The sequence below is a fragment of the Arthrobacter sp. MDT1-48-3 genome, from assembly GCF_054511015.1.
Window position 1 is genome coordinate 203,829 of sequence record NZ_JBTNDL010000005.1, and the last position, 14,300, is coordinate 218,128.

The 14,300-nt window shown below is 61.8% G+C and carries 9 protein-coding genes; all 9 read right to left on the minus strand.

The window, feature by feature from the left end; genetic code table 11:
• Window positions 1-31 precede the first annotated feature (31 nt).
• The 9 genes from ACX80L_RS12970 to ACX80L_RS13010 all read right to left on the minus strand — a co-directional run bounded on the left by ACX80L_RS12970 (window position 32) and on the right by ACX80L_RS13010 (window position 13,886).
• Window positions 32-964 carry a hypothetical protein gene (locus ACX80L_RS12970; RefSeq protein WP_459290123.1) on the minus strand — a complete coding sequence of 311 codons (933 nt, stop codon included), beginning with the start codon at window positions 962-964 and terminating at the stop codon, window positions 32-34.
• Between the two features lie 22 nt (window positions 965-986).
• Window positions 987-3,290: a glycosyltransferase family 2 protein gene (locus ACX80L_RS12975; RefSeq protein ID WP_459290125.1), complete on the minus strand. Its 2,304-nt coding sequence runs from the start codon at window positions 3,288-3,290 to the stop codon at window positions 987-989.
• The gene (locus ACX80L_RS12980) at window positions 3,287-5,152 is read right to left on the minus strand and encodes a glycosyltransferase family 2 protein (RefSeq protein WP_459290127.1); all 1,866 of its coding nucleotides are present in this window, start codon (window positions 5,150-5,152) and stop codon (window positions 3,287-3,289) included. The genes ACX80L_RS12975 and ACX80L_RS12980 overlap by 4 nt, the downstream gene beginning before the upstream one ends.
• An 824-nt stretch (window positions 5,153-5,976) precedes the next feature.
• Entirely contained in the window at window positions 5,977-7,287 is a 1,311-nt protein-coding gene (gene wecC, locus ACX80L_RS12985) for a UDP-N-acetyl-D-mannosamine dehydrogenase (RefSeq protein WP_133080730.1), read from the minus strand.
• 7 nt (window positions 7,288-7,294) lie between these two features.
• Window positions 7,295-8,971, minus strand: a complete 1,677-nt coding sequence (locus tag ACX80L_RS12990; protein WP_459290129.1) for a glycosyltransferase family protein — start codon at window positions 8,969-8,971, stop codon at window positions 7,295-7,297.
• 248 nt (window positions 8,972-9,219) lie between these two features.
• Window positions 9,220-10,110, minus strand: coding sequence for an ATP-binding cassette domain-containing protein (locus ACX80L_RS12995; protein ID WP_133080732.1), 891 nt, complete (start codon window positions 10,108-10,110; stop codon window positions 9,220-9,222).
• Entirely contained in the window at window positions 10,097-10,975 is an 879-nt protein-coding gene (locus tag ACX80L_RS13000; RefSeq protein ID WP_133080733.1) for an ABC transporter permease, read from the minus strand. Before ACX80L_RS13000 ends, ACX80L_RS12995 begins: the two co-directional genes overlap by 14 nt.
• On the minus strand, window positions 10,972-12,687 hold the full coding sequence (locus tag ACX80L_RS13005; protein ID WP_459290132.1) for a glycosyltransferase family 4 protein: 1,716 nt from the start codon (window positions 12,685-12,687) through the stop codon (window positions 10,972-10,974). Before ACX80L_RS13005 ends, ACX80L_RS13000 begins: the two co-directional genes overlap by 4 nt.
• Window positions 12,684-13,886, minus strand: coding sequence for a glycosyltransferase (locus tag ACX80L_RS13010; RefSeq protein WP_133080735.1), 1,203 nt, complete (start codon window positions 13,884-13,886; stop codon window positions 12,684-12,686). The genes ACX80L_RS13005 and ACX80L_RS13010 overlap by 4 nt, the downstream gene beginning before the upstream one ends.
• Between the last annotated feature and the right edge of the window lie 414 nt (window positions 13,887-14,300).

A 14,300-nucleotide genomic window follows, 5' to 3' on the forward strand; every position in this document is an offset into this window, starting at 1 on the left:
CGGTTCCAGGACCGACAGGAAGGTCGCGCATTCAGGATCCGCTTCCGATGATGTCCGGCCGTTGTGCTTCACCTGGGGGGCGAATGGTGATGCTCGTGCCGAAGTGCGCTCGGTGTGCCTCATCGACGTGCCTGAGCAAGCGGCCGCGGGATGGTGGCGCATGTCCTTCCGCCTGACGCTCAGGATGGAAACTGATCGGGTGACGGTCGGATGGACCGCCCTGCTCAGGGTTCACCCCCATGAGAAGAGCGAACGGTACGTAGTGCGCGTCGTAGTGGAACGGATCGCGAGTGTTCTGGACATAGTGAACAAAATTGGTGTCGGCCGTGCCTCCGTAGAGCCTGAGCATGTTCATTCGTTGGCCGAACTTCGACTCGACCTCGTCGTAGGACGAGTAGTCACTGAACGAAGCTTCCAACAGTGCTCGCCTCTGGCGCGGATGGTAGCCGCCTATTGACGTTTGCGGTGAAAAGACGACGGCGACAGAATTTGTGATCGCCCGAGAAAGCGCGAGCGCGGCAAACCCTCCTGCACTGCTTCCGATGCAAACAACTCGGCTGTAATTGCCGCCGACCACGACAGACCGTACAAGTTCCGCATAATCGGATAGGAGATCATGGTCAGCGGTGCCGATATACCACCCGATCTCGATGGAGTTGTTCAACTCCAGGGTGCTGTCAGAGAGGTAGAGCTGGGCGCAATCAGTCCGGCCGAGGGTCTGCTGCCATTCGAAGCGGGGAATCGCGTACTTCCCCCGGTTCAGGGCGCCATGCATCGACACGAGCAGCGTCCTGCTGTCGGCCGGCTTGTAGAGCATTCTTCGAGCAAGCATGCCCGCCGCGTCAGGTTCGACGACCATATACGTGGTCCGATTGGGGACATTCTGAGGCGGAGCCTCCGACCGCCAGGTCATCTTCGAGACTCCGAGCGCATCGTCCCACTCGGTGGGGAGGGGTTCCGTCATCGCTGTAGCTCGCCTTGATTCGTCACGCTGAGATCACACTCTGACCATCGGAGGAGAGATCTGCAGATTCGATTGACATATCGACGCCCCGGATCAACTCGAGGTCCGAAGCCCTCGGCAAATTCCTGCTGAGGGCTTCGTAGACATCCGGCTCCGACGTCCGCCACCGGACGGGCCCCCCGAAAACAGTCTTCACGTTACGAGCGACCGTTCCTACTGAGTACCGCTGCTGTCGCGTGCGCCGGTCATAAGGCGATTCGGTCGCGTGAACGACAACGTCCATCGCGACGTGACCGCTGGGTAACTCGCGCATGAATTGGAAGGCAGTCGGGTCGAATACGATGGTCCTCCTGGAAGCTACAGAATCAGTGACTTCGACCCGTCTGAGCGCGCCCAGCTCGAACTCGTCCAGTGCTGAACGGCTGAATGAGGCGTCGATAGAGACCGTGTTGACTATGCTGGGCACATGCATCACGCCGACGCTGAGCCCGCGTGTACGCGCATCCTCTATTGCCTTCCACATCTCTGAGGTCGTGGATTCTTCGGCTGCGAAATCTCCTACGACCACAAGATCGAGCTCGATTCCTACCTCCCTGACTGGAAGGAACCTGGCGGGAGCCGGAAAGCATCGCGCGTCCGCGTCGAACGACATGTACCCGCTGTGTTCTCCGCGACCGATCTTCCGGTGCCAGTGCTCGTAGGAGTCCCGATAGGCGACTCTGTCCGGCGAGCGATAGCCCAGCCTGAAATCATCCATCGACAAGTTGTTCGCGCCTACCAGAGAGAATGTCATGGGGACGTTAGTCACCTCCAGCGGCTCGTCGCTATTCACCAGCATCTGGTAACGAAGGATGAATTCGGTGTCCGCTGCTTTCCGCACCGTGTCCCAGAATCCGAGATTCTCGCGAATCACCTGCACGGGGAAGAGCGCCGATACATGAGCGGGTGTGACATAAGCCCCGCGCCAACCGCGGTAGTGGAACATCAGATCGGCATCCGCCCTCGACCAAGGGGAGGAGACGAGTCGGTGATCGGTCTGCTGGAGGGCGGCGGAGACGAGCATCTCGATCTTTTGAGGGTGCTGCCAGTCATCCCCGTCGAAGATAGTGAGATACTCCCCGCTGGCAAGCGAGTACCCGATATTGCGAGAGGTGTATGCCCCAGCGTTGACCGTGCTCTTGATCACCCTTATTCGCGCGTCCGCCGATGCCCATTTGTCGAGGCGATCCGTATACAAGGTACCCGATCCGTCATCGACGACAATGATCTCCAGGTTCCGGTAGCTCTGACCGATCGCGGATTGAATGGCGAGATCGGTGTACTCGTCAGGCCGGAAGACCGGCATGACGACTGTGACAAGTGGTCCTGTCTCGACCATCGACACCGGATCCGTGGATAGACGTGCGAAGGCAGGGTCCGTTCCAGGGCGAAGCCTGATCGGTGCCAGACCCGCCGACTCGAATATGGCGTTGACTTCGGTCAACCATTCTTCGCCGGTATGACTCTGGTGGCGGAAAGGATTCTTCGCGTTCGCCCGAAAAAGATGGAGGTCGGTCGGATTCAACTTCTCTATGTCATAGAGTCCTTGAAATTTGAGCGTCTGATCCCCCCTTCCTGTTTGCGACAAAGAGTCGAGGTAGAATTCGCCTCTTTTTTTCCCGAGGAACGGCGAGGCACCCATCTTCTGATAAACATACCGATACAAGGTAGCTGCATTGAGCATGTCTTCTGGACGTAGATTCTGTCGATAGCAAAGATCTGCCACCAGCAATAGGCGCGTCTTGACCGTCGAATCGAGAATCTGAGCTACTGATTTGCGGGCCGGTCCTCCCGCTCGATACATCTCCAGTGCGGTTTCCATGTCCTTCCAGTCCCATTGGCCCTCCGTCACTTTGCGAACCAGGATGTCCCTGCCTTCGAAGGAACGGAGCTTCACCAGGCGCTGCACGATCTTCGGTGTTGTCAGGGTCGTATCCGAGGCCCAGGAACCTGCGGTTCCGAGAGGAAGTTGCACTGACCTCGAGGCATCGACCGGCACAGCCCGCAGTAGCTGCGCGTTCCTGCGTGCGGAAGCGCTGGCACGCTTGAGGATCGCTTCGATCCTCATGGCAGCCATGATGACGAGCAGTACAAGCAAGACCAGTGCTGGGAGGAACAAAGCCGTCATTCGATAATAGGCCGCGACGACTACCAGCATGAAGAGAGCTGCGGTCGCAACGAGCAGCAGCTTCCTCCGAGCGGAGAGCCTGACGAACCGTCGCGTGAGCGGTCGAATCGACGTCCACAACTGCCGCAACCGCGTGCTGACCGGAGACCTGTTGTTCATTGTCCTTCGTCCTCAGTTTTGAAGTAGCTCGAAAAATTGTCCGCCCGTCCGATGAGACCTGCCGGCCGCGCAGTGATTTGGGGCGGTGGAGTGAAGCCGTCCCACTGTTCGACAACGCTCTGCATGAAAGTGCTGTCCTGCGGGTTCCACGTGTGACCACCGTGCGGAGCATCAGCAGCATGACGGTGCATCAGGTAATTCTGACCATGGGACCGGTAGATCAGACCACCGTCCGCCTGAACCGCCTGCAGCAGACAGCGATCTACCGCCCGGTGGACCGGCCTCCAGCCACCCAGACGCCGCAGGTCATCGAGCCTCAGCAGCATGGTGCCGCCGGCAACATGATCGGAATACCGCTCGCCCATCGGCGGCCGGCGCGTAGTGATGTCAAGGCTCTCCAAGTAGACGAACTCGACCTGAGAACCGACGAGTTGCGCACCGCTGTATTGCATTGCACGAACCAGGTCCCTGACGTGGTGCTGCCCGTACCAGTCGTCGTCGTCCATCTTTGTGAGATATTCGCCGCTGGCCGCTTTCGTGCCTTCGGCGAGGGCAGCTCCGAAGACTGTCTGTGCCGCGACCACCACAACGGTCAGCGGCCCGCTGAAAGTTTTGATGGCCTGCTGCACAGACGGGGTTTCAGCGCTGATGCCATGCAGCACTAAGACCACTTCGATGCGGTCCCATGACTGCTGTGCAATTTGGGCCAGAGCGGAGGCCAACTTGTCCAGACGACGCGTCGCCAGCAGTATGCTCACTGTCGGTTCAGACACCTCGGCCAGGTGCAGCTCCCGAAGGATCCCGTTCCACCGCTGGACAGGACCGAAACGCTCAATGGCAGCTCGTCGGAGATTGATCGACTTCGACTCCCGCTGCACCTGAGCATCCGCAGGATCGAACGCCTCCATCAGCTCGACCAGGGTATCTCCAAGCCCGACCTGCACTCCGATCGACAGGTTCGAAGCCAGCAGCGGAACGCCGGCGACGCTGAGCTGCGCCAGCCGCCACGCAAGCTTCCATTCCAGCGAGCTGAAGCATGCCCCATCAACGGCCACGTATCGAACGGCCCGGAGTGCGGCGAGTTCCCTCTCACTGAGTCGATCACCGGCGGCAAGGTCCTCCGGCGTCAGATTCGAGACCAGTTCACCGGTGTAGGGCAGGAAGCCGCGGGGGCTTATCACGGCAGTGTCGACCGGGGGGAGGTCGTGTGGATCGGGGATCCAGACCGGCGGCGTGACCCGGCCCTCGACTCTGGGCAGCGGCACTGGCGGCTGACCCACAATGACGTCCACCGCGTAGATGTCGTCCTCGTCCGGCTGCAGCAGGTCCGACGTCAGTAGGCTCGCCAGCGCGTCCCCGGCAACCCAGTTTCGGCTTGCCGGTTCGACGATTCCTGCACGCAGGCCACCGAGCACCTGCACGCTCCCGGTTTCGGCGGCGTGGGCCAAGGCGGCAGTCGCGGCAGAATGAACGACAACCCACTTGCTGCCTTCGATCACCGCGGCGAATCCCAAGCCCGGGATGTTGGACACCTTGGTGGCCGTCTTGTCGGCCAGATGGCGGGCTGTCCAAGAGTCGGTGGTTTGATGGGGGAAGTGTCCTTCGACGACCAGGACGAAGCGTTCCGCTTTTCCTTCGCTTCGGAGCAGGGGCAGTATGCTGCGGGCTTCCGCTAGCGAGACTGCACGGACGAGGTAGGTCCCCCACCATCGGGTATCCAGAGGGGCGTCGTGCTGCCAATTCACGACCTCGTCGAGGGACCGCTGCTGCCACGGTGTGGCTGCATAGTCGAGACCGAGCGCCGCGATGGACGATGCGATGGGTCCGGATTCGAAGCCGACGGCGACACTTGTCAGTCTCACCGGCGCTCCACTCGGCGGAAAACCGCGCTCGCCCGGGAAGCCAAGTAACCGGGACCCCGCCGGGCGGCCGCAGTCAGACGCGCAACAGCGCGTGTCGGTGGAACACCTGCCGCAATACGACGCCTGGCTGCTTCCGACATGGACAATTTGGCTTCCAGCCGGCGGATACGGTGCTCGTAATCGGTTCGAACGCTGCGATCGGTCGTGTCGCGAACCAGAATCGTCAACTCGTGACGACCTGCTGCACCCTTCCGAAGGTGTAGCCGAGGAATCGGCCGCGTGTAATCGTGTAGGCCCACGGATGATCCCGAAATCCAACGCTCTCCCCCGCTGGCACGGACTGCCTGCTCCGGATCACCAAGAGACTTCAATCTTGAAAGCGTGGACGTGTCCCAGAACTCGGCTGCCGTGCTTCGGCCGTCGACGAGGGCGCGGAGGAGGGGGACACCGGTCGACAGCGATGCTTCGACGAGTGCCTCTAGTGAAAACGTACCCAGCCTCACTCCTGGATGAAGCACGAGAGTGAATTGCGCAGCCACCGGCAAATTGCGCGGTTCACTGCTCCACCGAAACCTGGTATCTCGCGAAAGCCACGCCCTTGCCCCGGACGTGGAGGACTCGGGCGCGCCCACGATGTCTACTATGAAGTCCTGGCAGGCAGAGGACAGCAGCGACGCGGCGGTCACTGCAACTTCAATGTCTGATGCGTGCTCGGCGGGAATGACGACACTGATCAGGGTGCCTTCTGCTCGCGGCCCGTGGATCGGCTTCAGATGGACGCCCAAAGCAGCCAGGGCCTCTGGAATCGTCGAGGTCACCCTTTCTCAACCCACTGGCTCTGAGACCGAGAGTACCGGGACGATAGCACGGGATGCCGCCCGCCTATCTCTCCAGAGCCCCTTCGTATCGATGATCGTCTTTCCGTGGAAGTCCTCGTCCGCGAGGTCGACAAACTGGTCATGGTCTACGAGAAGCAGGACCACGTCGGCCGCGGCCAACGCATCATCCAGTGAGTGCATTGTTCCGATTCCTGCAGCGGCGAGGGCCACCGGTATCTCTGCCACGTGTGGATCCACTGGAAGGAACGTCGACTGCGGCAGTGTGCGCGCCAACTCCTGCACGATGGTCATGGATGGCGACTCGCGCACGTCGTCGATGTTCGCTTTGAAGGTCAGTCCGAGCACAGCCACCGTGGCACCGGGCTGGGTCTTCAACAGCTCGACAACGCGAGCCACGACGTGATGTGGCTTGGCGTCATTGACCTCGCGCGCCGTTCGGATGAGATGCGATTCCTCCGGTGCTGCATCGACGATGAACCACGGATCCACGGCGATGCAGTGACCTCCAACACCGGGACCCGGCCGCAGCACGTTGACGCGTGGGTGGTGATTTGCAAGTTCGATGAGCCGCCACACGTCGATACCTAGTCGGTCGCAAATCACCGACAACTCGTTGGCGAACGCGATGTTGACATCGCGGAACGTGTTCTCCACCAGCTTGGTCATCTCCGCCGTGGTCGCATCGGTCAGTAAGATCTCGCCTTGGCAAATCACCTCGTATAGCTTCTTCGCCCGCTGAGCACCTTCATCGGTGAGACCTCCGATCACGCGGTCGTTCGTCGCCATCTCGATCATGATCCGCCCGGGAAGCACCCGCTCGGGGGAATGCACCACGTGCACCTGCTTGGCTCCCTGCCCGGACTCGGGCCACAGGTCCGGCCGCACCCTTGCCAAGTGCGCGGCCAACCGTTCAGTGGTGCCCGGAGGGGAGGTCGATTCCAGGATCACCAGCTCGCCGCCGCGAAGCATCGGAGCCAGCGCCTCGACGGCACTGGTGAGGTAGGACATGTCCGCGCCCTTGCCCTCTGCCAGTGGCGTGGGAACGGCGATGATGTAGGCGTCAGCAGGCGGTACGTTCGTCATGGCGACGAGGTTCCCCAGACTGACGGCACCGGATACGACCACCCCCATGTCGGGCTCCACGAAAGGCACCTCACCCCGATTGACGGCATCGACGGTGTCCTGCTTGACGTCTACGCCGGCGACTCGTTTGCCCTTGGCGGCGAAGATTGCAGCAGTAGGCAGTCCGATGTACCCGAGACCGATGACGGCCAGGTCGAAAACAGTGGTCTGCATGGTTCCCCTAAACTACGACGTGCTCTGCGGGTGACCCGAAGAGCTGGATCTTGGACGACGCCATCAATTGGTCGTTGGTGATGGCCCAGGTATGCGAGGCGGCGTCACGTCCGCGCATCTGACAATAGTTGAACCGGTCCGCGGAGTAGATGCGCGCCCCCGCGCCGACCGCGTCCTTCAGGAGATGCGAATCTTCGCCGGTCTGCAGCGAGCGGAATGGGATCCGCTTCAGCGTATCCGTCGCGGTGAAGATCGTCGGACCCATGACCGCCGAGACGAAGCGGTGTTCCAGCTGCGGATTGCGCAGGATGGTGGCGTCAGGACCGCCGAGATACATGTAATGTGCTCGCTTTCCGACAATGTCCGCGTCCGAGTACACAAGGGCGTGGGCAAGATCGCCGAGGTAGAGCGGTGCGTAGAAGTCGTCGTCGTCCCACTTGGTAGCCAGGTCACCGTCAGCGCGGTGCACAAGAGCGTTGAGGCATTCGCCCAGCGGCGTGCTTCGCGGTTCCCGCAGCAGAAGGGCGTCCTCGATACCCGCCTCACGGCAGCGGGCGTTGAATGCTCCTTCATCGATCTCAAAGCCGTGAGCGAGGTAGACCAACTGGACGTCCACGCCCTGCTGGCTGGCGACCCCGTCGATCACGTGCTGCAGCTGGTTCGGGCGGAAGCTTGAAACCAGGGCTGAGATTTGTGGCGCCATGGCGGGAGGCGTCAGGTCCGGGCGCACGGTAGCCACAACGGTGGCCGCTCGGTGACGGTAAGTGTGATCCGACCAGATCCGGCGCTGAGCCTTGTGGACCTGTCGCTCGGCGTACTCCGGGTTGGCGATGATACCCCTCAGAAGGTGGACTCCTTCGTCACGGGACGACACAGTCGGAACCTCGCCGGATGGGAAGTACGCGCTGATCGCCTCGCTGGGCGTGGACACCACGCAACTGCCTGACGCCGCGATCTCAAATATCCTCCTGGCGCACATCGAGGGCGAATCGGTGACGGAGTTCACGTTGAGGAAGACTTTGTACGCCTTATAGGCGGTGAGCATCTGTGGGTAGCTCAGCGAGCCCACGACATGCTTCTTGAGGATTCCGGGGAACTGGTACTGCTGTTCCTTGCCCAACTGCCGGGAGAAGATTTCGAAGTCGAAGTCTGTTCCGGCCGTAGCATCGACTGCCGCGCCCAGCAGGTAGTCCATCTGCCGCCGGCGATCCTCGTACTTGTGGGCGAAGTACATCCCGGCGAACGCTATTCCACGGGCGTGCCAGCCGTGACGGGGACGGAGCGGGTTGTGGATGCGGGGTTGTGCTGCGAAGGGCAACACTGACACGCGGTCATGACCAAGATCCCTGCGGTAGCTGGGCAGCATATTGGCGTCGGTGGTGAACACGTGGTCGAACAGCCTTGCTGCAGGCAGGAAGTCCTCGTAGTGAGGAGGGTCCTCCTTGTTCCAGAATATTGACGGGATTCCGGCCTTCCGACAGCCCGCCACGAACTCTTCGAGCACTGCCGAAGGCCCCTCCGGTCCAGTCAGCTTTCCGCGCCAAAGCCCTCCGTTGCCCGCCCAGGCTGATTCCACCATCACGAAGTCGGGTCGGTGCTCGCGCAACTGGCGTTGCCAGTCCTGGGGACTGATGGCAAGAATCGACCACTCGCCAGAGAACGCGGCAGCCGAGAAATCATCCATGATGATTCCCACTCGCAGGTCAGGATTCCTCGGAGCGAAGACGGTGGCGGGACTCGCGCGGAACATCAAACGCCGTTGACTTCCGAATCCCCGCCAGACGCCCTCGGCTCCAGCCACGCCGACGAGACTCGCCTGGTCGCGTTCCGGCGAAGTCCGATGAAGATAGCTCCTCATTTGATCGAGTCCCCCCTTTCGGACGTGCCACAGTGCTCGGCGCCAGGACGCTGCGTGCTCCCGCACTCCCATCGCTATCTGGTCCGCTTCCAGCCGTTGGGCAGGAGGGTGGTCCGCATTGCCGGAAGGCTCTCCATCAATTCCGCGCGGATCTGCCGGCCGTAGTCGGCATTGCCCTCATTCATCCGCCACACGAAATTCTTGTACTCCTTCGCCACATCGGCGGGTGAACCGTCCATGATGAAATCACCCTTGTCGATCCAGATGGCACGATTGCAGGTCGACTTGATCGTTTCCATGCTGTGGCTGACGATGAATACAGTTCCGGCTTGGTTTGTAACCTGTTCCATTCGAGCCTTCGACCGCTCCTTGAACTGAGCATCACCGGTATTGAGCGCCTCGTCGACGAGCAAGATTTCCGGGTCGACGGCGGCAGCAATGGCGAAGCGGAGCCGCGCACCCATACCTGATGAGTAAGAATTCATCGGGTGGTAGATCTCGTCCTCGAGTCCTGACATCTCGACTATGTCATTGAATTTGGCGTCGATCTGCGCATGGCTCATCCCCATGGCAAGGCAACCAAGGCGGATATTCTGCGCGCCGGAGATCGAACTGATCAGAGCGGCATTGACTCCCAGAAGAATCGGATTGCTGGCGGCATAGACCGTTCCAGTATCCGGGATGATGAGACCGGCCAGGACCTTCATCAGTGTGCTCTTCCCAGATCCATTCCGGCCTAGCACTCCAATCGAGTCACCCTGGTTGGCTACGAAGGACACATCTTTCAACGCGGTGGTACGGACCGTTCCACCGGTCACCTTGCCGCTGCGGAGGGTACCGAGGAGCGAGGTTCGGGACGTGGTTCTGCTGATCGGCTGCTGCTTCGTGCGGTACACGACGGAGATGTTGTCGACGACAACCGTAGGCTCGGCATTCGCCCTCTTCGGCTGCTCAGACCCGTCCATAAGATTCCTCTCCGCGCCAGAACACCAGAAGCCCGGCGGTGACGGTGACCAAGGCGAATAAGGCCAGAACAATCCAGTCACGCAGGGATGGCGTAGTGGCGTAGAGCACCGAGTTGCGAATACATCGAATGACCAGGTACAGCGGATTGAAGTCCATGATGGTTCGCACCACGGGGTAGGCGTCGAAACGCGTGTCGGCGAAGAAGACTGCCGAGGCGTACATCCATAGCCGCATCACGAAAGAAAGCAGCATCCCGACATCCGGGACCTTCAGTATCACTGGTGCCAGCAACATGCCGACACCGAGATTGAAGAGGAACTGCAGCAGGATGGCGGGCAGGATCAGGAGCCATCTCCAGGTGATCTCCTCGCCGGGAGCTATCAAAATCACGAACAGCAGCATGACGATGGTCACCGGTATGTTCGAGAGCAGCTCTCGGACGTTGATGGCGATAGGGAGGGACGCCCGCGGAAACTGGAACGCACGGATCATGGCCGTGTTGCCCGTCAGCGCTTTCGAACCGCCGGTAACGGCTCGCGTGCTCATCTGAAAAGTGAAGACACCGATGATCAGGTAACCGATGAAATTCTCGATGCCTTTGCTGGTGTTCAGCAGCAGGCCGAAGATCAGATAAAACGAAAGTCCCGAGAGGATCGGGGTCAAGACCAGCCAGGCGCTGCCGAGGAGATTGGACTCGTTTCCGCTCAGTACTCTGGCCCGCGCATCGAAGAAGATGAAACTCCTGCGTGCCCAGAGCTGGACCAGGTATTCGAGGAAGCCCGGACGCTGCCCGATCCTCGTAAGACGCTTGAGGTTGACCGGGACAGTGACCGCGCGCGATTCCGCCTTCTCTTCAATGCTCATCCGTCGGTGACTCCCAGCTTTTCCAGCTCACTCGCGAGAGCAGCCGCGTTGGCCGCCCATGTTCGTTCATTCAGCACACGTGCCCGTCCGGCTCGACCCAGTCTCGCTGCCAGCGCCGGGTTGGCGAGGAGGATACCCAGCCCGTCTGCGAGCGCGTTCGCACTTCCGGACTTAGTAAGGATACCGGTGACGCCCGGTTCCACGATCTCCCGAAGCGCGGGAAGATCCGCCGCCACTACCGGCCTGGCGCAGGCTAGGGCCTCGACGGGCTTGAGTGGCGTGACGTCACGAGTCACCTCGAGGTCCTCCCGAGGGACTGCGAAGACGTCCAGCGCTTGATGGTATCGGACAGCTAGCCGCCGAGGGACGCGACCGGTGAAGATGATGCGGTCCTTGTACGCACTCTGCTCGGCTTGGGCGCGCAGGGATGGCATGGAGACACCGTCGCCGACGATGAGCAGCCTGAGGTCGGGATGATCAGTTGCCAACAGTCCAAAAGCCTGGATGAGGTATTGAATTCCCTCATAGGGTACGAGGCTGGAGACGGTTCCGATGTACTGCCCTGACGCGGACAGCCCCACCTCCCGGCGGGCATCGACCTGAGTCAGTGGTTCGTCGAGGAAGTCACCTCCCACAGCATTCGGCATCAGCAGCACCTTGCTCTCCGGCACACCCACGGCCAGAATATTCGCCTTCATCGCGTGACCAAGGGTGACCACCAGACCAGCGTCGAGCATCACCTCCTTTTCCCGCTTCTGGAACTGAAGATACTTCTCACTGTGGCGTGCATCGGCGCCTCGGACCGACGCCCACGTATCGGCTAATTGCCCACGTACCTCGTATACCCAGGGAATTCCGAGCACACGCGCAACCTCACGCACGACGAGCCCGTTGATGAAGTGGGTGGTGGTATGGAGTACGGCCGGACGCACCTCGAGCGCGAGCTTCAGGAGGAGTTCCGCCTGCAACTGGAGTCGCTCGTCGAACCCTCCGGGCAGACGCGCCGTCAGTAGCCGGTGGTAGGTGACGTCCTCCACGTCGTCCTGGTCGCGGGCGAACAGTTTGCCGATCTGAACCGGGTAGCCGACCCTGGTAGCAGCATGGACATCCCAGCCGAGGGCCGCCTGCGCCTGAAGGATCGAATGGGAGCGCTGGGCGTAGCCACTGCCGGTGTGCGGCAGGGAGTTGGTCAACAGATGGAGGACCGTTCCGGCCTTCGGCGCATAAGACTCCACGGGACCGAGCGTCGGCTGCCAGTCCTGGTACACGCGCAGTTCGCTCTGCAGTCGTTCTGCTTTCCGTCGCATGCCTGCAGTCCTCAAAACGGCAATGGCACCTGTCATATCACCGGCATGCCAGCGCCGTCGCGCGCGCGTCGCCGCGGCCGCGCCCGCGCGGGCGAGCAGGGAGTCTGCCCGTTCGACGTCATTGGCCGTAAGCGCTACCTCGGCGAGCCGCGCTGCCGAGCGGCCCCCGATTCGGCCGGCGAGCGCACCGTCGATCACCTGGTCCCGTGAGTGATCGTCACCAGCCAGATGAGCGCCGAGGGCACGTGTGCTGAATGTCGGCACGGAGCCCAGGACACGCGCTGCCGCAGGACCGAAGGCCGCGGGCAGCCTGCGGACGATCTGCGCCACCAGGAGCACGGGGTCATCCCCGAGGTGCTTGGCTGCTGTTGTCGCAGCGAGCAGGACGTTGCGCAGCAGGGTCACCGCGACGAAACTCCGCGGGCCACTTCTCGAAGCAGCTCGATGTATGCCTGACCGAGTGCAGCGACGTCCGCATTGCGCTGGACCCACTGCCGACCGGCACCATTGACCCGGAGTTGCCCCCGATCGGCGGCGAGGGACAACCATAGATCAGCAAGCGCGCGAGGGTTCGCGGCGACGACGTGACCCGCTTCCGCCTCCTCGAGGATCTTCCGTGCCTCGCCGAGTACGATCCCGGTGACGTGCCGCCCGATGGACAGGACTTCATAAGTCTTCGACGGGATGGTGGTCTCGAAGGACTTCCAGTCGTCACGCAACGCCACGATGCAGCTGTCAGCCTTCTCGTAATAGTCCATGACGCTTGGCCCGTAGGCGGGATCGTCGAAATCGACAGGAGCGTCGAGGGCCGCCGCCAGGGACTTGAGGTCCTTCCGTCGGACTCCGTGTCCGACCATCGTCAGGCGCATGCGCTCCCCGACGAGTGCTGCGGCCTTGATCGGGACCTCCAGGTGCTGGCTCTCACCATGATTTCCGAGGTACAGGACGTCCAGCCTCTCCTTGTCGAGAGGCACCGGATCAAGTGTCCGCAACTGGTCGACATCGACACCGTTGGTCACGGTCGCAACGTTCTTCAGACCCCGCTCCCTCAGCGTCCGGGCGAAGCCGTACGTCACCGTCACGACGAGTTCGGCACGGTCCTGGATTGCGATGATGGCACGCTCGGCGAGACCCTTCGCACTGCCTTGGACGATGCGCGCATCACGGGCGATATCCGGCCAGGCATCACGCATGTCGACCACGAGGGGCCGCTTCAGCAGGCGCGACACCACGAAACCCGCACCGAGGATCGGCAGACTCGGCACCGTCACGATCACGACGTCGGGCCGTGGAGCGAGCAACGCGATCGGAACGGACATGCCCGCAGAGAAGAGGTGATTCAGGAGGCGCCCCATGCGGGTGGTTCCGTGCCGCAGGTATGGTACGCGGCGGATCCGCTCCCCGTGACCGCCGACATCCGTGCGGAAGGCGCGGCCCGCAATGCGCCTAGGAAGAGTCCTCCGCCCGTGGGGCGCATGGGCCACCGGGGTGACGACATCGACCGACCACCCTTCCGAGACGAACGAACGAATGAACCCCGTCCAACGACGCTGGGGAGGGCTGTGTTCGGGTGCATAGGAGTGCGTGAGCAGCATGACCCGCATTGAAGAACCCCCAGAGCTCAGCCGAGACCAAATTATCGCGCTAAGCCTAGCGCTGATCCGGGAGAATCCCGCTATTTGGTGGTTCTACCGCCTGGGCGGAGCCTTGCGTAGTAGAGAACTCCGAGACCCACGAGCAGGAGGACGACGAGGGCACGCGTAACAGGATGCTCCCCGATCGGCACGCGGGTCCCCGCCTGCTCCGCCCCGGTTGCGATTCCGGAGGGCTCCGCCGAGGGCGATTGTCGTGGGGTGGCTGACGGGTGAGCCGTCGCGCTCGGCGATGCCGTTGCAGTAGGCGTCGGCGTGGCGGTGCCCTTCGTTGGTTCAGCAGACGCCGAGGGAGTCGGCTCCTCCTCGTCCTGGACATCTTCGACAAGACCCGTGAGCGGGTCCCATCTGAAGGTCGTGTACTCG

Excerpts from the sequence above, each read along its gene's own strand:
- ACX80L_RS12970 (WP_459290123.1), bottom strand. The coding sequence starts at position 964 with ATGACGGAACCCCTCCCCACCGAGTGGGACGATGCGCTCGGAGTCTCG.
- ACX80L_RS12975 (WP_459290125.1), bottom strand. The coding sequence starts at position 3,290 with ATGAACAACAGGTCTCCGGTCAGCACGCGGTTGCGGCAGTTGTGGACG.
- wecC (WP_133080730.1), bottom strand. The coding sequence starts at position 7,287 with ATGCAGACCACTGTTTTCGACCTGGCCGTCATCGGTCTCGGGTACATC.
- ACX80L_RS12990 (WP_459290129.1), bottom strand. The coding sequence starts at position 8,971 with ATGGATGATTTCTCGGCTGCCGCGTTCTCTGGCGAGTGGTCGATTCTT.
- ACX80L_RS12995 (WP_133080732.1), bottom strand. The coding sequence starts at position 10,110 with ATGGACGGGTCTGAGCAGCCGAAGAGGGCGAATGCCGAGCCTACGGTT.
- ACX80L_RS13000 (WP_133080733.1), bottom strand. The coding sequence starts at position 10,975 with ATGAGCATTGAAGAGAAGGCGGAATCGCGCGCGGTCACTGTCCCGGTC.
- ACX80L_RS13010 (WP_133080735.1), bottom strand. The coding sequence starts at position 13,886 with ATGCGGGTCATGCTGCTCACGCACTCCTATGCACCCGAACACAGCCCT.